Raw genomic sequence first — 17,475 nt, forward strand, 5'->3', positions numbered from 1 at the left:
CCAGCACGTCACGCGAGAACCTTTTGAGACTGCTCAGGCCTGCACGAACGGCAGACGCGTCGTCGCGGTCTTGCTCAGCGCCAGCAGCGCGTTGGCGACCGCCGGGGCGATCACCGGCGTGCCGGGCTCGCCCACGCCGCTGGGCGGGTTGCCCGACGGCAGAATGTGAGTCTCGACCGTCGGCGCTTCGTTAATCCGGAGGACGCGGTAGGTGTCGAAGTTGCTCTGGTCGACCTTGCCGTCGGTCAGGGTCACCTCACCGAACAGGGCGGCGGACAGGCCATAGCAGGTCCCGCCCTCCATCTGGGCGGCGATCTGGTCGGGCGAGACGGCGACGCCGCAGTCGATGGCGGTGACCACGCGGCCCACGCGCGGCGTTCCGTTCTCCAGCTTGACCTCGGCGATCTGGGCGACGACCGAGCCGAAGCACTCGTGTACCGCCACGCCGCGCGTCCAGCCGGCGGCCGCCTTGGGCCCGGCCTTCTCGACGGCCAGATTCAGCACGGCCAGGTGACGCTCCGCGCCGGCCTTGGCGTAGAGCGCCTTGCGGTACTCGATCGGATCCTTGCCGGCCTTCAAGGCCAGTTGGTCGATCGTGTGCTCCATGACGAAGGCGGTGTGGGTCGCGCCCACCGAGCGCCACCACAGCACCGGCACGCCCACCTCGGGCAGGGCCAGCTGGGCGTCGACGATGGGCGTGGCCTTCAGATAGGGCGAGCCGGCCGTGCCCTCGATCGCCGTCTGATCCGGCCCCTTGGACGGCATCGGCGAGCCCTTCATGATCGACTGGGTGACGATCCGGTGACGCCAGGCGGCGGGGAAGCCGTCCTTGTCCAGCTTGACCTTCAGGGCGTGGACGGTGATCGGCCGGAAATAGCCGGCCTGCATGTCGTCCTCGCGCGTCCAGACCAGCTTCACCGGCCGGCCCTTGCCGACCTTCTTGGCGATGTGGACGCACTCGGCGGAATAGTCGGATGGGAAGTTGGCGCGCCGGCCGAACGAGCCGCCGGCGAAGATGGTCTCGATCTCGACCGAGCCCGGCAGACAGCCGACGATCTTGGCCGCGTTCAGCTGGTCCAGGGTCTGGCCTTGCGAACCAAACACCATCTTGACCTTGGCGCCGTCGACCGAGGCCACGCAGTTCATCGGCTCCATGGTCGCATGGGCCAGATAGGGGAATTCGTAGGTCGCCTCCAGGACCTGCTCTCCGGCCTTGGGCGCTGCATCCAGGACGGTCGCGTCGCCGCGCTGGTCGAAGCCTTCCCAGGGGGTCTCGGTGTTCTTGCCGACCGCGACATCCTTGAAGAGCTGGGTGATGGCGGCCGAGCCGCGCTTTTCGGCCTTGTCCTCGTCCCACTCGACGCTCAGCGCCTCGCGGCCCATGCGGGCGGCATAGGTGTTCTGGGCGACGACGGCGACGCCGGTCGGGATCTCGAACACGGCGACGACGCCGGCGACCTTCTTGGCCTCGGCGGCGTCGAAGCTCTTGACCTTGGCCCCGAACCGCGGGGCGTGGGCGACCACCGCCGTCAGCATGTCGGGCAGGCGAACGTCCTGGGTGTAGCGGGCCGTGCCGTCGCTCTTGGCCTGGGCGTCCTTGCGGCGCACGCGGTCGGTGCCGATCAGCGTGAAGGTCTTGGGGTCCTTCAGCTTGACGTCGGTCGGGGCTGGAACCTTGGCGGCGTCGGCCAGCAGCTCGCCGAAGGTCGCGGTCTTGCCTGACGTGTGGCTGACGACGCTGTCCTTGACCGTGATCTCGCCGACCGCGACGTTCCAGCGATTGGCGGCGGCCTGGACGAACATCGCCCGCGCCCCGGCGCCGGCCTTGCGCAGCTGCTCCCACGAGTTGGAGATCGCCGACGAGCCGCCGGTCAGCTGGGCGCCGGCCGTGGCGTTGCCATAGAGCTTGGCGTTGGCGGGGGCGTGTTCGACCAGCACCCGGGTCCAGTCGGCGTCCAGCTCCTCGGCGACGATGGCCGCCAGGCCCGCGTGATTGCCCTGGCCCATCTCCTGGTGCTTGTTCATCACCGTCACCACGCCGTCCTGCGCGATGCGGATAAAGGGACCGAAGGCCCCGATCTCGACGTCGGAACCGGCGCTCATCAGGTCGGCGGGCGAGCAGCCGACCACCAGCGCCCCGCCGACCAGGGCCGAGGCGACGACCACTTCCCGGCGGGTCGGTTGCTTGAAGGGCGCGTTCATTGGCCGGCTCCACGCGTGGTCGCGCCCGAACCGGCGACGATGGCCGCATCGATGTCGGCATGGGGCTCGCCGCGCGGCGGACCGGTGTCGGCCGCGTCCTTGATCGCCGCTCGGATCCGCTGATACGCGCCGCAGCGACAGATGTTGCCGGACATGGCGCTGTCGATGTCCTCGTCGGACGGCTTTGCCTGGCGCTCCAGCAGAGCGACGGCCGACATGATCTGGCCCGACTGGCAGTACCCGCATTGGGGCACGTCGTGGCGCACCCAGGCCTGCTGCACCGGATGGCCGCCGCCCAGCCCTTCGATCGTCGTGATCTTGGCCGAGCCGACCGCCTCGATCGGCGTCACGCAAGAGCGCCTCGGCTCGCCGTCGACATGCACGGTGCAGGCCCCGCACTGGGCCAGGCCGCAGCCGAACTTCGTGCCCGTCAGGCCCAGCTCGTCGCGCAGCACCCACAGCAGCGGCGTGTCGGGACTGGCCTGCACGGCCACGGGCTTGCCATTGATGTCGAGCGTCACGGCCATGCTCTTCGCCTCCCAGCGAGCTTCCGGAAGAATGATAACACTGTTCACATCCGGCTTGGCCAGAGCGATCTGAAGACAGAACGCACGGAAACGGTCGATCGCTTCCCTGGCGTCGCGGCGGCGAAACCCGTTATGCTCCAAGGCAGCATCGCCTGGAGGTCTCCGACTTGCGCCGCCTTCTCCTTCCTCTCGCCGGCCTGGCCCTGGTCCTGGCCGGTTGCGCCACCGTCGCCCCGATGGATTCGACCGACGCGCCCATCCGCTACAGCTGCAAGGCCGGCAAGCGGTTCACTGCGTCCTACGCCCTGCAGGGCAAGCGCGTGTCCGTCACGGCCGGCGGCGCGACCAAGACCCTGAAGCTGGCCCGTTCGGCCTCCGGCGCCCGCTACACGGCCGGTGACGCCGAGATCTGGAGCAAGGGCGCGGACGCCATGCTCAAGGGCTTCCCCGGCGGCCCCTACCAAGATTGCCGGTCGCAGTAGTTTTCGAGGACACGCGTTGAACTCCTTCCCCGCCTATTTCCCCCTCGACGGCCGCAAGGTGGTGATCGCCGGCGTCGGCGAGGCGGCCGAGGCCAAGGCCCGGCTGTTCGACGGTTCGCCCGCGACCCTGATCCGGCTGGACGGCCACGAGGCCTATCTGCCCGGCTCCTATACCGGCGCCACCCTGGCCTTCGTGGCCAGTCAGGACGAAGTGTTCGTGCAGGCGGCGGCGCGCGCGGCGCGCGCGGCGCGGGTGCTGGTCAATGTCGTCGACCGGCCGGAGCTGTGCGACTTCAACACCCCGGCCGTGATCGACCGCGGCGAGGTGGTGGCGGCCGTCGGCACCGGCGGGGCGTCCCCGGTGCTGGCGACCATGCTTCGCAACGACATCGAGGTTCAGGTGCCCGAGGGCACCGGCCGGGTCGCGGCCCTGCTGCAGAAGTTCCAGACCGAGGTGCGCGGCACCCTGCCCGCCCTGCACGAGCGCCGGGCCTTTCTGCGCGACGCGGTGATGGGCGAGGCCGCCGAAGCCGCCCGGGCCGGCGACATGGACAAGGCCGGACAGCTGTTCCGCGAAGCCCTGAGCAAGGGCTCGGCCCGCAAGGGTCTGGTGCGCTTCGTGGCCGGCAAGGGTCCCGCAGATCTCCTGACGCTGCGCGCCGTCCGGGCCCTGGGCGCGGCCGACGCCTTGGTGCTGGACGCCGACGCCGATCCCGAGGTGGTCAAGATGGCCCGCCGCGACGTCGAGCGCCTGGATCCCGCCAGCACGAGCCCCGAACATCTGGTGCAGCTGGCTCGCGAAGGCCGCCAGATCGTGCTCTTGATCACCCACGCGGTCGATCCGACCCTGGTTCACGCCCTGACCCAGGCCGCCGTGACCGTCGAGGTCCTGCCGTCGGCGAGCTAGGCGACCGCGCCCCGCGGGGCGGGCTGCAGACTGGATAGTCGCACGATCTCGGCGACCAGGACGGCGGGCGAGATCGGCTTGGCCACAACCCCATCCATGCCGGCGGCGTGATAGGCCGCGCGCTGGTGGGCCATGACATTGGCGGTCAAGGCGATGATCGGCGACGTGGCGGCCGGACCCGGCAGGGCGCGGATGCGGCGCGAGGCCTCCAGCCCGTCCATGCCGGGCATCTGCACGTCCATCAGGATCAGGTCGAAGCCGCCGTCGCAGGCCGCCTCGACGCCCGTCGCGCCATCGTCGGCGACGCTGACCACCGCGCCCAGCTGCTCCAGAATGCGGCGCGCAACCAGCTGGTTGGTCGGATTGTCCTCGACGACCAGCACCCTCACGCCCGCCAGGATGTCGGCGGCCTCGGCCTCGGCGGCGCAGGGCGCCTGGGCGGGCGGCGCGGCGATGGCCAGGGTGAAGGTCGAGCCCTCGCCCGGCGTCGAGCGGAAGGTGATGTCCCCGCCCAGCATCTGCGCCACCTTGCGGCTGATCGCCAGACCCAGACCCGAACCGCCGAAGCGGCGCGTGGTGCTGGCGTCGGCCTGCTGGAAGCGTTCGAACAGGCGGGTCTGCGCCTCGAGGGGCACGCCGACTCCGGTGTCGGTGACGTCAAACACCAGGCGCGGACCTTCCGCGGCCATGATCCGACGGGCCCGGACGGTGATCGAGCCCTGCAGCGTGAACTTCACGGCGTTGCCGATAAGGTTGAACAAGGCCTGTCGCACGCGGGTCGGGTCGGTCTCGATCCAGCCCAGGTCATCGGCGAGGTCCAGCACCAGGCGCAGCCCCTTGTGCGAGGCCTGGCCCGCCAGCAGCCGCGTCACGCTGCGCACCAGTTCGCGCGGGTCGACGGCCTCGCAGGCCAGCTCCAGGCGGCCGGCCTCGATGCGGGAGATGTCGATGACATCATCCAGCAGGGTCGACAGCATCTGACCGGCAGCCAGCGCCTCGCCCAGCAGCTTGGCGTTATCTCCGGTCGGCAGCTCGCGCTTAAGCACATGCATGACCCCCAGCACGCCGTTCATCGGGGTGCGGATCTCGTGGGACATGTTGGCCAGGAACTGGGCCTTGGCTTCGTTGGCCGTCTGGGCGGCGCGCTCGGCGGCGACCAGAGCCAGCTCGGCCTTCTTGCGCTCGTCGATGTCCAGCACCAGGCCAACCGCCTTGCGGGCCTTGCCGGCGTCGTCCCGGCGCACGTCGTGGAACACCCGGATCCAGCGCACTTCGCCATCAGGCGCGATCAGCCTGACGTCGTACTCGTGCCCGCCCCAGCGGCCGATCCGCCGGTTCGCCGCGGCGGCGGCATAGAGCCGTTCGCGATCCTCGGGATGGATCATCGGCCAGACCGCCTCGCGGACGTCCTCATAGACGATCCGGCGCCCCAGGATGCGATGGAACTCGGGCGAGCCCCAGAAGCTGCGGGCCGTGTGGTCGATCTCGTAGACCCCCGCCCCGGCCGCAGCCAGAGCCACCTTGAGCCGGCGGGCGTTGATCCGCGCCTCGCGCCGCGCGGCGGACAGGGCGGTGATGTCGTCCATGTAGGTGATGACGCCGACGATCTCGCCGCTGGCGTCGCGCCAGGGCCGAGCCTCCCATCGCAGGGTGTGCTCGACGCCCTCGGCGTCATACAGCCGGTCCTCGCGCCGGGCGACCACCTCGCCGGTCAGCGCCCGGCTGACGGCCGAGACGAAGCGTTGTCGCGCCCCTTGCGTCAGTTCCGGCAGGGTCTTGCCGATCACCTGACTCTCGGTCGACTTGAAGATTTCCAGGAACCGCGGGCTGACCAGCCGCAGCCGCATGTCCAGGTCGTAGACCGCCACGGCGAACGGCGCGTCCTCGATCAGACGGCGGGCCCGGCGCTCGCTCCAGATCGCCTTGTCGCGACTGCGGGCCACGTCGGTGATGTTCTGCGAGATGCCCTTCAGGGCGAAGCGTCCGGAGGGACGCGGCTCGGTATGGAAAGTGCTGCGGAAGGTGTGCCAGCGGCCGTCGTCGCCGAGCACGCGATACTCGATCGTCGCGCCCACGCCGGTGAGCACCGAATTGTGGAAGGCCGCGTTGATCTCATCGCGCTGGTCCTCGGCCAGACGGGCGCGGAAAAGCTCAGGCGTCGCCACGGCGGCGGGCGAGATGCCGACGGCGACCAGGGTGTCGGGCGACCAGTCTATCCGGCCGGTGTCAGGGTCATAGGCCCAGACGCCGACCCCGGCGGCCTCGGCCAGAAGGTTTCGGGTCCTGCGTGCGGCGGCCAGTTCGTTGCGGGCCGTCACCTCGCCGGAGATGTCGTGCATCAGGCCGATCATCTCGCCGTTGGGTCCAAGCCGCGACCGGCCCTGGACCCAGACCCAGCCGCCGTCCTTGCAGCGGATCCGCAGTTCGTTGACGATCGAGCCGCTCTCGCGCATCCGCTGGCCGGACTCGATCAGCTCGGCCTGACTGTCGGGATGGGCGAACTTGATGGTCGGCTGGCCGATCAGCTCTTCCGGCGTCCAGCCGGTCAGGGCCGTCCAGGCGGCGTTGACCGAGACGAAGCGGCCGTCGGGCGACACGACGGTGAACAGGTCGCTGGCGTTGTCGAAAAACCAGCGCGCAGCCTCGTCCTCGCCCATGGGCGAGGGGCCGGTGATGGTCTCAACTGCAGGCGACGCGTCGGGCATCCAGTCTCCGCCAAGTTGGGCGGATCGTGCAACGCAACCGTAAACTTATGGTTCGCAGGCGTATCATTGTTCTACGAATGGTGGTTATAAAAACTCAATATCGGTATCCGAAAATCGGCCTGAAGCCGCTGGTCTTTCGTCGTGAAACTAGCGCGCCGCCTGGCCGTCTTGCCGTGCTAGAGCAGCGGCCTCTAGCGGAGCCCGACCATGCCCGACGCCAAGACCTGGATCGCCTTCACCCTGGTGTGCCTGGGGATGGCCCTGACCCCGGGGCCGAACATGCTGTACCTGGTCAGCCGTTCGATCTGCCAGGGACGCTGGGCCGGGATCGTGTCGCTGATCGGCACGGCGGCGGGCTTCATCGTCTATCTGCTGTGCGCGGCCCTGGGCATCACCGCCCTCTTGATGGCCGCTCCGATCGCCTATGACCTGCTGCGGTTCGGCGGCGCGCTGTATCTGGCGTGGCTGGCCTGGCAGGCGATCAAGCCGGGCGGCGCCTCACCGTTCCAGGTCCGTGAACTGCCCAAGGACAGCCCCGCCAAGCTGATCACCATGGGCTTCGTGACCAACATGCTGAACCCCAAGGCGGCGATGCTGTACCTGTCGCTGCTGCCGCAGTTCATCAAGCCCGAGCACGGCGACGTCTTCACCCAGTCGCTCGCCCTGGGACTTTCCCAGATCGCCGTCAGCCTCAGCGTCAACGGCGCCATCTGCCTGGCCGCGGGGACCATCGCCGGCTTCCTGGCTGCGCGGCCCAGCTTCGCCCTGATCCAGCGCTGGCTGATGGCCTCGGTGCTGGGCGGCCTGGCCGTGCGGATGGCCACCGAGGCCCGTCGCTGATCCGTTTCGAGGAGTTCGCCATGAAGACCGTCATCGCCACCGCGCTCGCCGCGCCTCTGCTGGCCGGCGCCGCCCAGGCCTCCAGCCTGACCGCCTGCGCGATCCCGCAGAACGTCGTGCCGGCCCCGACCGAAATCCCGCCGGCCGACGAGATCCATCCGGACGTGCCGATCGCGGCCTATCTGCTGGCGCTCTACTGGTCGCCCGAGGCCTGCCGCGCCGGCATTCCGGAGTCGGACAAGAAGATCCAGTGCGAGGCCAACCGCTTCGGCTTCACCGTGCACGGCCTGTGGCCCAACGGCCCCGACAAGGTGCATCCGCGCTACTGCCGGTCCAGCCCGCCGATGAGCGTCAAGACCGTGAAGGCCAATCTCTGCATGACGCCCTCGCCCTGGCTGCTGCAGCATGAATGGCAGGCGCACGGCACTTGCCAGTGGGACACGCCGGAGGCCTATTTCAAGCAGGCCCGGGCCATCCGCGATCGCCTGAAGGTTCCGGACCTGAAGCCCGGCGCCGACCAGGCCATGACCGCCGGCGAGATCCGCCAGGCCTTCATCAAGCGCAATCGCGGCCTGACCCGTGACGGCCTCAACGTCCGGGTCAAGGACGGCCGGCTGACCGAGGTCTGGGTCTGCATGGACAAGGGTTACAAGTGGGCCGCCTGCCGCGGCGGCAACGGCCCCGCCGACGCGACGGTCGTGAAGGTGACGCCGCGGGGGTGAGCCCCCAAACGCCATCGTCATCCCGCGACGTGTTCGCGGGATGACGGGCTGGGTTTCGACTACCCCTCGATGAACGCCAGCAGATCCTTGTTGATCGTCTCGGCGTGGGTCGTGGCCATGCCGTGCGGCAGACCCGGATAGGTGATCAGCTTGCCGTCCTTGACCAGCTTGATGGCCAGGCGGGCGCTGTCGTCGATCGGCACGATCTGGTCGTCCTCGCCGTGCAGGATCAGCACCGGGACGTCGATGGCCTTCAGGTCCTCGGTGAAGTCGGTTTCCGAGAAGGCGGTGATGCAGTCGTAGTGGGCCTTGGCCCCGCCCATCATGCCCTGGCGCCACCAGTTCTCGACCGTGGCCGGCGAGACCTGCGCGCCCTCGCGGTTGAAGCCGTAGAACGGACCGGCCGCCACGTCGTGGAAGAACTGGGCGCGGTTGGCCAGCAGAGCCTGGCGGAAACCGTCGAAGACTTCCTTCGGGAGACCGCCCGGATTGGCGTCGGTCTTCAGCATGATCGGCGGCACAGCGCCGACCAGCACGGCCTTGGCGACCCGACCCGGCTCGGCGCGGGCGACATAGCGGGCGACCTCGCCGCCGCCAGTCGAGTGGCCGATATGGACCGCATTCTTCAGGTCCAGATGCTTGGCCAGGGCGATGACGTCGGCCGCGTAGGTGTCCATCTCGTTGCCGGCGTCCGTCTGGTCCGACCGGCCATGGCCGCGGCGGTCATGGGCGATGACGCGATAGCCCTTGTTCAGGAAGAACATCATCTGGGCGTCCCAGTCGTCCGCCGACAGCGGCCAGCCATGGTGGAAGACGACGGGCTGCGCGTCCTTGGGACCCCAGTCCTTGAAGAAGATGTTGACGCCGTCGGTGGTGGTGAAGAAGCCGCTGCTCATGTCCGTGTCCCTCGTTGGATTGGCCTGGTTAGAGAGGCGGCCCGCGGCCGGTCCTCGTGTCTGACAAGCTGAGAATGGACGCGACGCTTAGACGCATAAATGGAAATGATGGAAATGCATCATTTCCATATTGGCTACTTATCAAGCAGACAGCAGACCCTTTCGCACGCGCCGCTGCACGTGGGTCAGCAGCAGGATGACAACGAACGCCACGCCGAGCAACGCCAGCAGCCCGGTCATCGGCAGGGTCACCGCGCCGGCGGTCAGAACCAGGCCCAATCCGACCAGGATCATCGCCGTGCGGCGCGTCGCGCGAGCCCACTCGCCGTGGACGTCGTCCTCGGGGCTGGGGGCCTTGGCCAGGAAGTTGCCGCGCACCGCCATGGCCAGGCCAAAGACGGCGACCGCCAGCCTCATCACGAACACGCCGTCCGGCGCGGCGGCCTCCAGATAGACCAGAGCCATCCGCGTCTGCAGCGCCAGGATCAGCAGGAAGTTGGTCACGAGGGTCAGGCCGACGAAGAACGTCTCGTAGCGGCTGGGCTTGGGATTGGCCGCCTTGGTCGCCAGCACCAGGACGCCGGCCATCACGGCCGGGGCCGCCAGCAGGAACGGTCCGCGCTTGGAGGCGAGGATCGCCATGACGTCGCCGGCCTCGCGCCAGCGCCAGCCCAGGGCGCCCAACGCCAGGGCCACTGAGACGACGGTGATCAGAAGCAGCAGAAGCCTGGTCGTGCGGTTCATCCCTTTTCCTCCGTGGATATGATGGTCGAGGCTCGGACCTTGCTGGTCCCGATGCCAAGGGTCTCGGCGAAGGCCAGCAGACCGTCTTCCAGCACCGAGAGCTTGAGGCTGTAGGTGATGGACGTCCCGCGCTTGTCGCTGGCCACCAGGTCGGCCTCGCGCAGCACGGCGAAGTGCGCCGACATGGTCGCCTTCGAGAACGGGAACTGCTCGGCCAGTTCGCCGGCGGTCATCGGCCGTTCGCGCAGCAGCTGCAGCACGCGGCGGCGGGTAGGGTCGGCCAGGGCCTTGAAGATCTCGCTCATATTTTGTGTTTAGCTAAATAACGAAATATGAGTCAAGACGCCCCCTTGGCGGCCAGCCCGGCAGATGCTTAAGCTTGCCTCATGAAAGCGATCGCCCTGGCCTTTCTCCTCCTGACCAGCTGCATCCAGGAGTTCGACGCCCAGCGCTGGCGCGGCGCAGACCTGTCGACGCGGCTGCGGGCCGAGATGGTCGACAGCCTGACCCGGACCTACAGTCTGAAAGGCATGACCCGCGGCCAGATCACGGCCCTGCTGGGCCCGCCCACCCGCACCGACAAGTGGCGCGACGCCGAGATGGTCTACGTCCTGGGCCCCAATGCGGGCATGCCGATCGACCATGACTGGCTGTTGCTGGACGTGGACGCCGCCGACAGAGTCACGGGGTATCGGGTCGTGTCGGATTGAGGTGAAGCCAGGCCCCTCATTGGCCCGCTGTGCCTATCCAGGGTCCTGGAGCACCTTCCCATCCCAAAGGATCGACAAGGTGCTCCAGGCCTAGAAACGGAGCCCTAGTACTTCACCCGCAGGCGCGCGTACCAGAAGCCGCCGTTCATGCCGAACGGGCCGCCAGAGCGCGGATAGATCTGACCGTCGGCCGTGCTGCCGGTCAGGGCGTAGATCGGGTTGGCCGTGGTCGGCGCCAGCTTGTCCGGATATTCGTCGAACAGGTTATTGGCCCCGACGGTCAGGGTGTATTTCTCCGCGACCGTATAGCTCACGTCGAGATCGGCGGTGACCTTGGAGCCGAACGTCTGGCCCGGATAGTCCTGATTGGTGCTCCAGCTGCTGTAGTAGTTGCCCCGCGCGTTGATCGAGAAGCCGCCGATCTCGTAACCGGCCGAAAGGTTGGCGCGGTGCTTGGGCGTGATGTTCTCGATGTCGTAGATCCGGTCGGCGCCGATGGCCACAGGGTCGGACTTGGTGACCTCGCTCTTGTTGTAGCTGTAGGCCAGCGTGAGGCTGAAAGGGTTGTCCAGCAGTTGGGTGCGATAGCTGGCGACAGCGTCGATGCCCTTGGTCTCGGTGTCGAAGCCATTGGTGAAGTAGGCCACCGCGCCGCCGACCCCGACCGCGGCCAGCGCCGGCTGGGCCAGGATATCGGCCGCACCGACATCGAAGGTGCTGGTGATGCTGATGCGGTCCTTCACCTTGATCAGATAGCCGTCGACGGTGAGGGTGAAGTTGCTGGTCGGGTTGAAGATGAATCCGACGCCGTAGTTGGTGGACTCCTCGGGCGTCAGGGTCTTGGCGCCGAAGTACTGCGCGATGGCGCTGGTCACCGGATAGGTGCCGGTCTGGACCTGCTCGCCGCCGGGGGCGAAGGCCGTCGTCAGGATCTCGGTGTTGCTCTGCCCCGGCGACGGAGCGTGGAAGCCGGTGCCGACGGTGCCGCGCACCGAGACCATGTCCGAGAACCGATAGAGAGCGTTGACCTTGCCCACCAGGGTGTCGCCGAAGGTGTCGTAGTCCTCGTAGCGACCGGCGACGCCGACCGTGAAGGCCTCGGTGATGTCGGTCTCGGCCCCGACATAGAGGCCGTAGTTGCTTTGGGTCGAGGTCTTCGCAGACGCCGGGCTGGTGCCGCCATAGCCACTGGCGCCGGGCGATTGCGACGCCGTCTCCGGTGAGCCGTTGACGATCGAGCGCGTATAGACGCCGGGCGAGACCTGTACGTACAGCGGCTGCACGGCGTAGGGGCCGGCGGCATAGGACTGCAGGTCGCCCGCGGTGGCTTCGTACTGCTCCTGGCGATATTCGGCGCCGCCCGACAGGGTGATCGGGCTCGCGAAGCCGGCCTCGACCGGATAGGTCAGGTCCAGGTTCAGGTTGGTTTCGCGCTGGATCAGCTTGCCGAACTTGAACGCCTTCTGGCTGGTCGGACCGAAGGACGAGTTGAGCGACTGCGTCATCGCCAGGTCCAGCGAGTTCTTCGCCACGGTGGCCGAGAGGTCGTAGGTCAAGCCGCTGTCGGCCTTACCGCGAGCGCCCATCGTGCCGTAGAATTGCTCGACCACGCCCTGGAAGCGCGGGGTGAAGCCCGCCGGATAGACGGACGTGAAGTTGAAGGTGTTGCTGTTCTTGATGAAGCCGCCCGTGGGGCAGGTGGGGTTGCCGGTCGGACAGGCCGTCAGATAGATCGGGGCGAAGGCGCCGTTGCGCCCCGGCGATCCCGTGGCCGGAGAACCGGTCCCGTTGTCGATCGCCAGCGGTACGGGCGCCGAGATCGGCGAGCGATAGTTGAAGCTCTGGTCGGCCTCGCGATGCCCGACATTGGCCGTCATGTAGAGGGTGGTGTTGGCGCCGACGTCGTAGCCGGCGTTGAGGAACAGCTTGTAGCCGTTGGTGGGCGACGAGCCCCAGATCTGGGCCGGACCGGGATAGTTGGGCAACTGCCCCGCGAGGCTCGGATTGTTCGCCGCGAAGACCGCCGCGATGGGCCGGGTGGCGCCGCGGCTGGTTTCGCCGTCGTCGAAATACTCGCCCGACACGTTGACGAAGCCAGCGTCGAACAGCTTGAAGCCGGCATTGACCGCGAACTGATAGCTCTCGCCATCGCCGCTATAGGTCTGGCCGTAGCGGGCCTGGGCCTCGAAGCCGCTGTCGCTGTCGCGCAGGCCATAGTTGATGACGCCGCCGATGGCGTCGGAACCGTACTGGGCCGTCGCGCCGTCGCGCAGGATCTGCAGGTTCTTGACGGCGATCGACGGGATCAGCGACAGGTCGACGGCCTGCGCGCCCAGCGATAGGGCGGTGTCGCCGCCCGTGACCACCTGGACCAGGGCCGAGCGGTTGTAGCGCTTGCCGTTGATCATCACGAGCACCTGGTCGGCGCCGAGACCGCGCAAGGACGGCGCGCGTACGAAGGTCGAGGCGTCGGAGATGGTGTTCTGCGGAACGTAGAACGACGGGACCAGGTTCTTGACCACGTCCAGCATGTCGGCAGCCGGCTGGCGGCTGAGTTCTTCACCGCCGAAGACGTCGATCGGCGACGGCGAATCCACCACCGATCGATCGGTTCTGCGCGTGCCGATGACGGTGACCGTTTCGACCTCGGTCGTGGCTTGGGCCGCCGCGACGGGCGCGTCTGCGGCATTGGCCAGGCTGGCATGCGCCAAGGTGAAAGAAAGAGCCGAAATCCCCGAAAGCAGAGTAATCCGTGAGCACTTAGTCATGCATATCCCCTGGGTAGCGCTATGCGCGCGTGTTTGCTTTCCCAGTGGTGCTTCCCGGTACGATTGTTCTTTTTTGACTTTTAAAGACCGACCGACACACTCGAATAGTGTCGTTATCGAAACAGTTTGTCGGACTCGAAACTTCCGCAATAGCGCCCGACGTCATCCGATCGCAACGAGAGCTTCAGGCGCGCTGGCGCCCCTTTGCTCGGCGCCCGCCATGATTTCTTGCAGCGCGATGATCAGGATTGCGGCGCCGATCTCGACCTTCGGGGGACGCGCGAACCCCAAACGCAAAGCGGGCGGCCCCTTTCGGAACCGCCCGCCTCGTCGTCTCTCACCTCGGGTGAGCCGCCACCCTTAGGTGTTGACGGCGTCTTCCGGGGCCAGTTCGGTCTTCTTGGACAGGTCTTCGCCGGTCTCTTGGTCGACGACCTTCATCGACAGCTTGGTCTTGCCGCGGTCGTCGAAGCCCAGGAGCTTCACCTTGACGATCTGGCCTTCCTTCAGCACGTCCGACGGCTTGGCGACGCGTTCGTTGCTGATCTGGCTGACGTGGACGAGGCCGTCCTTGGCGCCGAAGAAGTTCACGAAGGCGCCGAAATCGACGACCTTCACGACCTTGCCGTCGTAGATCTTGCCCACTTCGGCTTCGTCGGTGATCGACTTGATCCAGTCGATCGCGGCCTTGATCTTGGCGCCGTCCGAGGCCGAGACCTTCACGGTGCCTTCGTCGTTGATGTCGACCTTGGCGCCGGTGGTGGCGACGATCTCGCGGATCACCTTGCCGCCCGAACCGATCACTTCACGGATCTTGTCGGTCGGGATGGTGATGGTCTCGATCTTCGGAGCGAAGTCGCCGACCTCTTCACGCGGGGCGTCCATGGCCTTGTTCATTTCGCCGAGGATGTGCTCGCGGCCACCCTTAGCTTGAGCCAGGGCCTGCTCCATGATCGCGGGCGTGATGCCGGCGATCTTGATGTCCATCTGCAGCGAGGTCAGGCCTTCGCTGGTGCCGGCGACCTTGAAGTCCATGTCGCCCAGGTGATCTTCGTCACCCAGGATGTCCGACAGAACCGCAAAGCCGTCCTTCTCCAGGATCAGGCCCATGGCGATGCCCGAGACCGGACGGATCAGCGGCACGCCGGCGTCCATCATGGCCAGCGACGAACCGCAGACCGTGGCCATCGAGGACGAACCGTTCGACTCGGTGATCTCCGAGACCAGACGGATCGTGTAGGGGAAGTCTTCCTTGGCCGGCAGCATCGGGCGCAGGGCGCGCCAGGCCAGCTTGCCGTGGCCGATTTCGCGGCGGCCCGGGCTGCCCATACGGCCGGTTTCACCGACGCTGTAGGGAGGGAAGTTGTAGTGCAGCAGGAAGGATTCCTTGTAGGTGCCTTCCAGGGCGTCGATGAACTGCTCGTCGTCGCCGGTGCCCAGGGTGGCGACCACGATCGCCTGGGTCTCGCCGCGGGTGAACAGGGCCGAGCCGTGCGTGCGCGGCAGGATGCCGACTTCACCCAGGATCGGGCGGACCTTGTCGACGGTGCGGCCGTCGATGCGGATGCCGGTGTCCAGGATCGAGCGACGGACGATGTCGGCTTCCAGTTCCTTGAAGACCGAAACCAGCTTCAGCGGGTCGATGCCGGCCGGGTTGGTGTCGCTCTTGGCGAAGGTCTCGATGGCCTTGGTCTTGGCGGCGCCCAGGGCGGCGACGCGGTCGCCCTTGGTCTGGATCTTGTAGGCGTCGGCCAGGTCCTTGCCGACGGCCTTCTTCACTTCGGCCTTCAGGGCGTCGGTGTCTTCCGGTTGGAAGTCGAAGGGTTCCTTGGCGGCGTGTTCGGCCAGCTCGATGATCGCGTCGATCACCGTCTGCATTTCCTTGTGGGCGAAGTTGACGCCGCCCAGGACGATCTCTTCCGAGAGCTCCTGGATTTCGCTTTCGACCATCATGACGGCTTCGGTCGTACCGGCGACGACCAGGTCCATCTTGCTTTCCTTCAGCTCGTCGAGCGTCGGGTTCAGCACGTAGGCGCCGTCAACATAACCGACGCGGGCAGCGCCGATGGGGCCCATGAACGGGGCGCCCGACAGGACCAGGGCGGCCGAGGCGGCCACCATGCCCAGGATGTCGGGATCGTTCTCGAGGTCGTGCTGCAGCACGGTCACGACGACCTGGACTTCGTTCTTGAAGCCCTTGACGAACAGCGGACGGATCGGACGGTCGATCAGGCGGGAAACCAGGGTTTCCTTTTCCGACGGACGGCCTTCACGCTTGAAGAAGCCACCCGGGATCTTGCCGGCCGCGAAGGTCTTTTCTTGATAGTTGACCGTCAGCGGGAAGAAATCTTGACCGGGCTTCGCCTTCTTGGCGAACACGGCGGTGGCCAGGACGACGGTTTCGCCCATGGTGGCCAGAACGGCGCCGTCGGCTTGACGGGCGATGCGACCGGTTTCGAGGACCAGCGTCTTGCCGCCCCACTCGATCGTCTTGCGCTTGATATCGAACATTTTTGCTTCTTTCGGTTCCGAAGGACCCATTTCCTTCAGGACGGACAGGGGCGGGCGGCCGAGTGGCGGTCCCGAGATTTCCTCATCCAGTTCGACAGGCGTCCGAAGATCGTGATCTCCGGCTACGTGTTCGGATCACGCATAGGGCGGATCCGCGACAACCTCTTGTTTCGGCCTGTCTCGAAACGAAGGTTGGAAAAACATTCGGCCGCTCTACGAAAGCAGAGCGGCCGAATTATGCCTTAGCGACGCAGGCCCAGCTTTTCGATCAGGGACTGGTAACGGGCGACGTCGGACTTCTTCAGGTGGTCGAGGAGCCGGCGACGCTGGGAAACCAGCTTCAGCAGGCCACGACGGCTGTGGTTGTCCTTCTTGTGCGTCTTGAAGTGCTCGGTCAGGTTCGAGATGCGTTCCGAGAGGATCGCGACCTGGACTTCAGCGCTGCCGGTGTCGCCTTGCGTGCGGGCGTGTTCGGCGATGAGAGCGCTCTTGCGCTCGAGAGTGATCGACATCGGATTGTCTCCGCTCAGGTGAGTTGGAAGACCCGCACCGGATTGAGCTTCCCGGCGCGCATCTCGCACAGGGCCACCAACCTGTCGCCTGACATGGCGGAAACGGTGCGATCGCCGGGCGGAAGCTCGGCTTTCAGCGTTTCAACCTGCCTAGGAAGCAGGACGATGGCGCGTCCCTGTGCAAGCCGGAAGGCGTCTTCATCAGTCACGGCCAACGCCGGGATGTCGTCCAGCGCGGTCTCGACCGGAAGTAATGCCTCCGACAGCCGCGCCTCATAGCCCAAATTCTCGAGAGTTTCCAGCGATATCGAGGCAGCTTCGGTAAACCCGCCCACCCGCGTTCGGCGAAGCTCGGCGACATGTCCACAGGTCCCCAGCGCCTTGGCCAGGTCGCGGACCACGGCGCGGACATAGGTGCCCTTGCCGCATTCCATCTCCAGGGTCACGTGGTCGACGTCGGCGGCCTCAAGCACGCGCAGGGCGTGGATATTGACCTTGCGGGTCGCCAGCTCGAACTCGACGCCGTCGCGGGCCAGGTCATAGGCGCGCTCGCCGTCGACCTTGATGGCCGAGAAGTTCGGCGGGATCTGGTCGACCTCGCCGATGAAGGCGCCCAGGGCGGCCTGCACCTGCTCGACCGTCGGACGCACGTCCGAGGTCCCGGTGGTCTCGCCCTCCCGGTCCAGGGTGGTGGTGTCGCGGCCCCAGGCGATGGTGAAGCGATAGGCCTTGTCGGCGTCCATCAGGAACGGGACGGTCTTGGTGGCTTCACCCAGAGCGATCGGCAGGATGCCGGTGGCCAGGGGATCCAGCGTGCCGGCGTGACCGCCCTTCTGGGCGTTGAACGCGCGGCGCACGCGGCTGACAGCCGTGGTCGAGGTCAGGTCGTAGGGCTTGTCCAGGCACAGCCAGCCCGAGATGGCGTCGCCCTTCTTGCGGCGGGCCATGG

The 17,475-nt window shown here is 67.1% G+C and carries 15 protein-coding genes; 5 read left to right on the top strand and 10 right to left on the bottom strand.

Annotated elements, in window-relative coordinates:
- Nucleotides 1-33: 33 nt before the first annotated feature.
- Together E1H18_RS09305 and E1H18_RS09310 are read right to left on the bottom strand one after the other, a co-directional pair.
- On the bottom strand, nucleotides 34-2,202 hold the full coding sequence (locus E1H18_RS09305) for a xanthine dehydrogenase family protein molybdopterin-binding subunit (RefSeq protein ID WP_172266631.1): 2,169 nt from the start codon (nucleotides 2,200-2,202) through the stop codon (nucleotides 34-36).
- Nucleotides 2,199-2,729, bottom strand: coding sequence for a (2Fe-2S)-binding protein (locus tag E1H18_RS09310; RefSeq protein WP_172266634.1), 531 nt, complete (start codon nucleotides 2,727-2,729; stop codon nucleotides 2,199-2,201). Before E1H18_RS09310 ends, E1H18_RS09305 begins: the two co-directional genes overlap by 4 nt.
- 167 nt (nucleotides 2,730-2,896) lie before the next feature.
- On the opposite strand from E1H18_RS09310, the gene E1H18_RS09315 reads away from it, so the two are divergent.
- Nucleotides 2,897-3,211 (top strand): MliC family protein, encoded by a 315-nt coding sequence (locus E1H18_RS09315; protein ID WP_370526463.1) that lies wholly within the window; start codon nucleotides 2,897-2,899, stop codon nucleotides 3,209-3,211.
- A 16-nt stretch (nucleotides 3,212-3,227) separates the two neighbouring features.
- On the top strand, nucleotides 3,228-4,118 hold the full coding sequence (locus E1H18_RS09320; RefSeq protein WP_172266637.1) for a siroheme synthase: 891 nt from the start codon (nucleotides 3,228-3,230) through the stop codon (nucleotides 4,116-4,118).
- Here E1H18_RS09320 and E1H18_RS09325 read toward each other — a convergent pair.
- Nucleotides 4,115-6,823 (bottom strand): PAS domain S-box protein, encoded by a 2,709-nt coding sequence (locus E1H18_RS09325; protein WP_370526464.1) that lies wholly within the window; start codon nucleotides 6,821-6,823, stop codon nucleotides 4,115-4,117. The two genes, E1H18_RS09320 and E1H18_RS09325, sit on opposite strands and share 4 nt — an antisense overlap.
- Before the next feature lie 207 nt (nucleotides 6,824-7,030).
- On the opposite strand from E1H18_RS09325, the gene E1H18_RS09330 reads away from it, so the two are divergent.
- On the top strand, nucleotides 7,031-7,663 hold the full coding sequence (locus tag E1H18_RS09330) for a LysE family translocator (RefSeq protein ID WP_172266640.1): 633 nt from the start codon (nucleotides 7,031-7,033) through the stop codon (nucleotides 7,661-7,663).
- A gap of 20 nt (nucleotides 7,664-7,683) precedes the next feature.
- On the top strand, nucleotides 7,684-8,385 hold the full coding sequence (locus E1H18_RS09335; protein ID WP_172266643.1) for a ribonuclease T2: 702 nt from the start codon (nucleotides 7,684-7,686) through the stop codon (nucleotides 8,383-8,385).
- Nucleotides 8,386-8,444: 59 nt separating this feature from the next.
- On the opposite strand, the gene E1H18_RS09340 is transcribed toward E1H18_RS09335, so the two are convergent.
- The 3 genes from E1H18_RS09340 to E1H18_RS09350 all read right to left on the bottom strand — a co-directional run bounded on the left by E1H18_RS09340 (nucleotide 8,445) and on the right by E1H18_RS09350 (nucleotide 10,330).
- Nucleotides 8,445-9,281, bottom strand: a complete 837-nt coding sequence (locus E1H18_RS09340; RefSeq protein WP_172266646.1) for an alpha/beta fold hydrolase — start codon at nucleotides 9,279-9,281, stop codon at nucleotides 8,445-8,447.
- 141 nt (nucleotides 9,282-9,422) lie between these two features.
- Complete coding sequence (locus tag E1H18_RS09345) at nucleotides 9,423-10,025, bottom strand: hypothetical protein (protein WP_172266649.1); 603 nt, start codon at nucleotides 10,023-10,025, stop codon at nucleotides 9,423-9,425.
- Nucleotides 10,022-10,330 carry an autorepressor SdpR family transcription factor gene (locus E1H18_RS09350; protein WP_172266652.1) on the bottom strand — a complete coding sequence of 103 codons (309 nt, stop codon included), beginning with the start codon at nucleotides 10,328-10,330 and terminating at the stop codon, nucleotides 10,022-10,024. Before E1H18_RS09350 ends, E1H18_RS09345 begins: the two co-directional genes overlap by 4 nt.
- Before the next feature lie 81 nt (nucleotides 10,331-10,411).
- On the opposite strand from E1H18_RS09350, the gene E1H18_RS09355 reads away from it, so the two are divergent.
- Nucleotides 10,412-10,735, top strand: coding sequence for a hypothetical protein (locus E1H18_RS09355; RefSeq protein WP_172266655.1), 324 nt, complete (start codon nucleotides 10,412-10,414; stop codon nucleotides 10,733-10,735).
- Between the two features lie 104 nt (nucleotides 10,736-10,839).
- Here E1H18_RS09355 and E1H18_RS09360 read toward each other — a convergent pair whose 3' ends face one another.
- The 4 genes from E1H18_RS09360 to truB all read right to left on the bottom strand — a co-directional run bounded on the left by E1H18_RS09360 (nucleotide 10,840) and on the right by truB (nucleotide 17,473).
- The gene (locus E1H18_RS09360; protein WP_172266658.1) at nucleotides 10,840-13,503 is read right to left on the bottom strand and encodes a TonB-dependent siderophore receptor; all 2,664 of its coding nucleotides are present in this window, start codon (nucleotides 13,501-13,503) and stop codon (nucleotides 10,840-10,842) included.
- Between the two features lie 360 nt (nucleotides 13,504-13,863).
- A complete protein-coding gene (gene pnp / locus E1H18_RS09365) occupies nucleotides 13,864-16,014 on the bottom strand; it encodes a polyribonucleotide nucleotidyltransferase (RefSeq protein WP_172266661.1) in 2,151 nt (716 codons plus the stop codon).
- Between the two features lie 242 nt (nucleotides 16,015-16,256).
- Nucleotides 16,257-16,526: a 30S ribosomal protein S15 gene (rpsO, locus tag E1H18_RS09370; RefSeq protein WP_172266664.1), complete on the bottom strand. Its 270-nt coding sequence runs from the start codon at nucleotides 16,524-16,526 to the stop codon at nucleotides 16,257-16,259.
- A 14-nt stretch (nucleotides 16,527-16,540) separates the two neighbouring features.
- Nucleotides 16,541-17,473 (bottom strand): tRNA pseudouridine(55) synthase TruB, encoded by a 933-nt coding sequence (gene truB, locus E1H18_RS09375; RefSeq protein ID WP_172266667.1) that lies wholly within the window; start codon nucleotides 17,471-17,473, stop codon nucleotides 16,541-16,543.
- Nucleotides 17,474-17,475 lie beyond the last annotated feature (2 nt).

This window comes from Caulobacter sp. RHG1, assembly GCF_013181195.1.
Classification (GTDB): Bacteria; Pseudomonadota; Alphaproteobacteria; order Caulobacterales; family Caulobacteraceae; genus Caulobacter.

Bases quoted from the DNA above. Each gene is read 5' to 3' on its own strand.
- E1H18_RS09340 (WP_172266646.1), bottom strand. From the start codon at position 9,281: ATGAGCAGCGGCTTCTTCACCACCACCGACGGCGTCAACATCTTCTTC.
- E1H18_RS09310 (WP_172266634.1), bottom strand. From the start codon at position 2,729: ATGGCCGTGACGCTCGACATCAATGGCAAGCCCGTGGCCGTGCAGGCC.
- rpsO (WP_172266664.1), bottom strand. From the start codon at position 16,526: ATGTCGATCACTCTCGAGCGCAAGAGCGCTCTCATCGCCGAACACGCC.
- truB (WP_172266667.1), bottom strand. From the start codon at position 17,473: ATGGCCCGCCGCAAGAAGGGCGACGCCATCTCGGGCTGGCTGTGCCTG.
- E1H18_RS09350 (WP_172266652.1), bottom strand. From the start codon at position 10,330: ATGAGCGAGATCTTCAAGGCCCTGGCCGACCCTACCCGCCGCCGCGTG.
- E1H18_RS09355 (WP_172266655.1), top strand. From the start codon at position 10,412: ATGAAAGCGATCGCCCTGGCCTTTCTCCTCCTGACCAGCTGCATCCAG.
- E1H18_RS09345 (WP_172266649.1), bottom strand. From the start codon at position 10,025: ATGAACCGCACGACCAGGCTTCTGCTGCTTCTGATCACCGTCGTCTCA.
- E1H18_RS09305 (WP_172266631.1), bottom strand. From the start codon at position 2,202: ATGAACGCGCCCTTCAAGCAACCGACCCGCCGGGAAGTGGTCGTCGCC.
- E1H18_RS09360 (WP_172266658.1), bottom strand. From the start codon at position 13,503: ATGACTAAGTGCTCACGGATTACTCTGCTTTCGGGGATTTCGGCTCTT.
- pnp (WP_172266661.1), bottom strand. From the start codon at position 16,014: ATGTTCGATATCAAGCGCAAGACGATCGAGTGGGGCGGCAAGACGCTG.
- E1H18_RS09335 (WP_172266643.1), top strand. From the start codon at position 7,684: ATGAAGACCGTCATCGCCACCGCGCTCGCCGCGCCTCTGCTGGCCGGC.
- E1H18_RS09330 (WP_172266640.1), top strand. From the start codon at position 7,031: ATGCCCGACGCCAAGACCTGGATCGCCTTCACCCTGGTGTGCCTGGGG.
- E1H18_RS09325 (WP_370526464.1), bottom strand. From the start codon at position 6,823: ATGCCCGACGCGTCGCCTGCAGTTGAGACCATCACCGGCCCCTCGCCC.